Source organism: Dietzia sp. CQ4, assembly GCF_014145125.1.
GTDB lineage: Bacteria > Actinomycetota > Actinomycetes > Mycobacteriales > Mycobacteriaceae > Dietzia > Dietzia natronolimnaea.
In genome coordinates this window covers 1-3,998 of record NZ_JAALDZ010000413.1, presented here as the reverse complement: position 1 = coordinate 3,998, position 3,998 = coordinate 1, and the positions used below count along the sequence as shown (strand labels likewise).

Sequence of the window (3,998 nt, the reverse complement as noted above, 5' to 3'; positions counted from 1 at the left end):
GCCCCGAGCGCACAGCCGGTGCCGATCACCTTCTGCAACAGCGGGTGCCCCGAGGTGATCCAGGTGGCGACCGTCAACCCGCCGGAATTGGTGACAACGACGTCCTGCGCACCCGTCACCGCGACCACACCCCCGGTGCGCTCGGCGAGCATCAGCGCGGACGGCAGTGCGGCGGCCACCTCATGTGTCGAGTCCACGCCCCGGCCACCCGCGCCGGTGCCGGCCAGCGCGACGATCTCCGAGGCGTTGGCACGGATCGCCGCGGGGACGTGGTCGAGCCAGCCGGTGGCGAGCCCGGTGCGCAGCGTCAGACCGCCCACCGCCACCGGATCGAGGACCCACGGCGTGCCGTGCTCCCGCGCCGAGTCGATCGCGGCGTGCATGCCCTCGACCTGCTCGGCTGTCGGGTTGCCCACGTTGACCAGCACCCCGGAGGCGACTGCGGCGAAGTCGGCGGCCTCCTCGGGGTGGTCGACCATCGCGGGAGCCGCACCGGCCGCCAGCAGAACGTCGGCCGTGATCTGGCGGACCACCGAGTTGGTCAGGCAGTGCACGAGCGGTTCGGCCCTGCGCATCTCCGAGACCAGGTGCACGATGTCGACGGAACTGGAACTGGAACCGGAGCCGGGTGCGGACATACCCCCAGTGTGCCGCCCCCGGCCGGACACGGGACGGAATAGGTCCCGCGGGGCGTGGGTTGGACCGGTCATGACCCCCTCCCCGATGCCCCTGTCCGTGATCGACTTCGCCTCCGTCCGCCCCGGTCAGTCCGTCGGGGAGGCGCTGCAGGACTCGGTGGCGTTGGCGCGCAGGGCGGAGGAGCTGGACTACGAGAGGGTCTGGTACTCCGAGCACCACAACATGGGGTCCATCGCCTCCTCGGCGCCGGCGGTGCTCATGGCCCACATCGCCTCCCAGACCGAGCGGATCCGCCTGGGCTCCGGTGGGGTGATGCTACCCAACCACTCGCCGCTCGTGATCGCCGAGCAGTTCGGCACGCTCGCCGAGCTGCACCCGGACAGGATCGATCTGGGGCTGGGCCGCGCGCCCGGCACCGACCAGCAGACGTTCCGCGCCCTGCGTCGCGAGCCGTCGGCCGCCGAGCGCTTTCCCGACGACGTGCGCGAACTGCAGGCCTTCCTGGGGGACTCCCCGTCGGACCTCGCCCGCACCCGCGGGATCATCGCAACCCCGGGCCGGGGCACCAGGGTTCCCCTCTACATCCTCGGATCCTCGTTGTTCGGCGCCCAGCTCGCCGCGAAGTTCGGCCTGCCGTACGCGTTCGCCTCGCACTTCGCGCCCGATGCGCTCGAGCAGGCCTCGGCGGTCTACCGCGACCGGTTCGAGCCCAGCGACCAGCTGGCCGAGCCGTACATGATCGCCGCGGTCAACGTGGTGGCCGACGACGACACCGGGCGCGCGGCCCGCGAACTGCACTGGTACCGCCGCCAGCGCGTCAAGCTCATGGCCGGTCGCGGGCGCCACTTCTCGGACGAGGAGCTGGACATGGTGATGGAGTCGGCCGCCGGTCGCCAGATCCTGCACATGATCACCTACACCGCCGTGGGTGACGGCCCCGAGGTGCGCGACTACCTGCGCGACTTCGCCGAGCGCGCGGGCGCGGACGAGCTGATGATCGCCCCCGTGGGGTCGACCCGTGAGCGGGTCCACGGCACGCTGGAAGTGGTGCGCCGGTCCTGGAGTGACTGAAGTAGCCACAACGTGGTGCGCTTGGTCACGAATTCGCCGTCAAGAGGTCCCACGGGTGGTTAAGGCCCCCCGGACCGGCCTAGAGTTGATCCATGGCCATATCTGATGTAGGCGAGTACGCGCACCTCTCTCCCGAGCAGATCGACGAGCTGGGGCGGGAACTCGACGCGATCAGGGCCGACGTGATCGCCTCTCGCGGGGAACGGGACTACCGCTACATCCACAGCGTGATCCGGCTGCAGCGGGGGATCGAACTGGGAGCCCGCGCGGTCCTGTATCTCGGCGCGCGGAACCGCACGGCCTGGGCGCTCGGCACGGGAGCCCTGGCCGTGGCCAAGATCCTCGAGAACATGGAGATCGGTCACAACGTCCTGCACGGACAGTGGGACTGGATGAACGATCCGGAGATCCACTCCACCACGTGGGAGTGGGACCTGGTCGGCAGCTCCGCCGACTGGAAGCACACCCACAACTACCTCCATCACAAGTTCACGAACATCGTCGGGCTGGACGACGACGTGGGGTTCGGCGTCCTGCGGGTCACGCGTGACGTGCCGTGGGAGCCCCGGTACTCCGCCAACCTCCTGATCAACACCGTGTTGATGCTGGGGTTCGAATGGGGGATCGGGCTGCAGCACGTCCGGTTCCAGGACGCGTTCCCGGGTTCCGGTGCCACGCCCGCCGACCGCCGTACCGCCAAGGCGTTCCTGCGGAAGGCGGGCAAGCAGGTCCTCAAGGACTACGTCCTGTTCCCCGTGCTCGCGGGGCCGTCCGGCCGGCAGGCGCTCACGGCGACCGTCACCGCGAACATCATCCGCAACATCTGGACCAACGCGGTGATCTTCTGCGGCCACTTCCCGGACGGGGCGGAGAAGTTCACCCCCAAGGACGTGAAGAACGAGACGCAGGCCGAGTGGTACCTGCGCCAGATGCTCGGCAGCGCCAACCTCGACGGCGGCCCCGTCATGAACCTCATGTCGGGCAACCTGTCGTTCCAGATCGAGCACCACATGTTCCCCGACCTGCCGTCCAACCGGTACTCGGAGATCTCGCTGCGGGTCCGGGACCTGTGCGAGCGGTACGACCTGCCGTACGTGAGCGGGCCGCTGTGGAAGCAGTACCTGCAGTCGTGGCGCACCATCGCCCGGCTCTCCCTGCCCGATAAGTACCTGCACCGGACCGCCGACGACGCGGCGGAGACCCGCAGCGAGAAGATGTTCGACCGGTTGCCGCAGATGCCCGGCCTGGCGACCGCCCTGGCGGCGATCCGCCAGAAGGGACGCCCCCAACTGGTCCACTGACCGCTTTGGCAGACTGTCCGGCATGTCGCTGAAGAACATGCTGGAGTCCGCCTCGCGCGGTGGGACCGTCGAGGTCTCGGACGGCTGGACGCAGGGCCGCGCGATCTACGGAGGCCTGACCGGGGCCCTGCTCCTCGCGTCGATCAAGGGGCGGCTCAGGGACGTGGCCTCAGACGACGTGGTCTCAGACTCTGCCGGGGCCGGGGCCGGGGCCGCGTCTCCACATCCGTTGAGGTCGTTCACCGTCTCGTTCGTCGGTCCCGCCACGACGGGCGCGGTCGAGGTCCACGCCGAGATCCTGCGGGTCGGCAAAAACGTCACGCAGGCCCAGGCCACGCTGCGGCAGGACGGAGCGATCGTCGCCACGGCGCTCGCGGCGTTCGGGAAGCACCGCGAGTCCACCATCGTGGTGCCACCGAGGCATCCCATGCCGGAGTTGCCCGAGCCCGGGACCATCGAGCCGTTCCCCTACATCGAGAAGATGACCCCGGAGTTCTACCGGTTCCTCGCGTTGAGGCAGGTCGGCGGCGCCCTCCCGTTCAGCGGAGCCGAGACCGGAGACCTCTCGGGCTGGGCGCAGCTGCGCGAGGCCCCGGAGGAGTTCCACGAGGAGCATCTGCTGGTGCTCGCGGACGCGTGGCCGCCCGCGACCATCCAGATGCTGTCCGGGTTCGCACCCGCCAGCAGCCTGACCTGGACGCTGGAGCTGGTGGCGGAGATCGGTCCCGACACGATCCCGCCGGAGGCGCTGTTCGCCTACGAGGCGACCACCGATGCCTCCCGCGACGGGTACGCGCACACCCACGCCATGATGTGGCGACCGGACGGGGCCCTGACGGCGATCAGCCGCCAGACCATCACCGTGTTCGGGTGACGGCCGGCGGCTGATCGGTCGGCGGCGGGACTCAGCCGGCGGCGCGGCTGGCCCTGCGTCGATCGCCGCCACGCGGCTGGCCCGCGCTCTGGGCGATCGTGTGGGTGGCGGCC

The 3,998-nt window shown here is 70.1% G+C and carries 4 protein-coding genes; 3 read left to right on the top strand and 1 reads right to left on the bottom strand.

All coding sequences use genetic code 11. The features are described 5' to 3' along the window. The coding region (locus G6031_RS18040) for a hydroxyethylthiazole kinase (protein ID WP_182654021.1) at positions 1-638 on the bottom strand (638 nt) is incomplete at its 3' end. 70 nt (positions 639-708) lie between these two features. Here G6031_RS18040 and G6031_RS18035 point away from each other — a divergent pair. From G6031_RS18035 to G6031_RS18025, 3 genes are all read left to right on the top strand, one after another. After that, positions 709-1,710: an LLM class flavin-dependent oxidoreductase gene (locus G6031_RS18035; protein ID WP_182654020.1), complete on the top strand. Its 1,002-nt coding sequence runs from the start codon at positions 709-711 to the stop codon at positions 1,708-1,710. A gap of 92 nt (positions 1,711-1,802) precedes the next feature. Then, on the top strand, positions 1,803-3,011 hold the full coding sequence (locus tag G6031_RS18030) for an acyl-CoA desaturase (RefSeq protein WP_182645763.1): 1,209 nt from the start codon (positions 1,803-1,805) through the stop codon (positions 3,009-3,011). A gap of 22 nt (positions 3,012-3,033) precedes the next feature. Then, positions 3,034-3,885, top strand: a complete 852-nt coding sequence (locus tag G6031_RS18025) for a thioesterase family protein (protein ID WP_182654019.1) — start codon at positions 3,034-3,036, stop codon at positions 3,883-3,885. Positions 3,886-3,998 lie beyond the last annotated feature (113 nt).

What these genes read in the sequence shown, in the direction of transcription:
- G6031_RS18025 (WP_182654019.1), top strand. Translation starts at nt 3,034, where the DNA reads ATGTCGCTGAAGAACATGCTGGAGTCCGCCTCGCGCGGTGGGACCGTC.
- G6031_RS18030 (WP_182645763.1), top strand. Translation starts at nt 1,803, where the DNA reads ATGGCCATATCTGATGTAGGCGAGTACGCGCACCTCTCTCCCGAGCAG.
- G6031_RS18035 (WP_182654020.1), top strand. Translation starts at nt 709, where the DNA reads ATGACCCCCTCCCCGATGCCCCTGTCCGTGATCGACTTCGCCTCCGTC.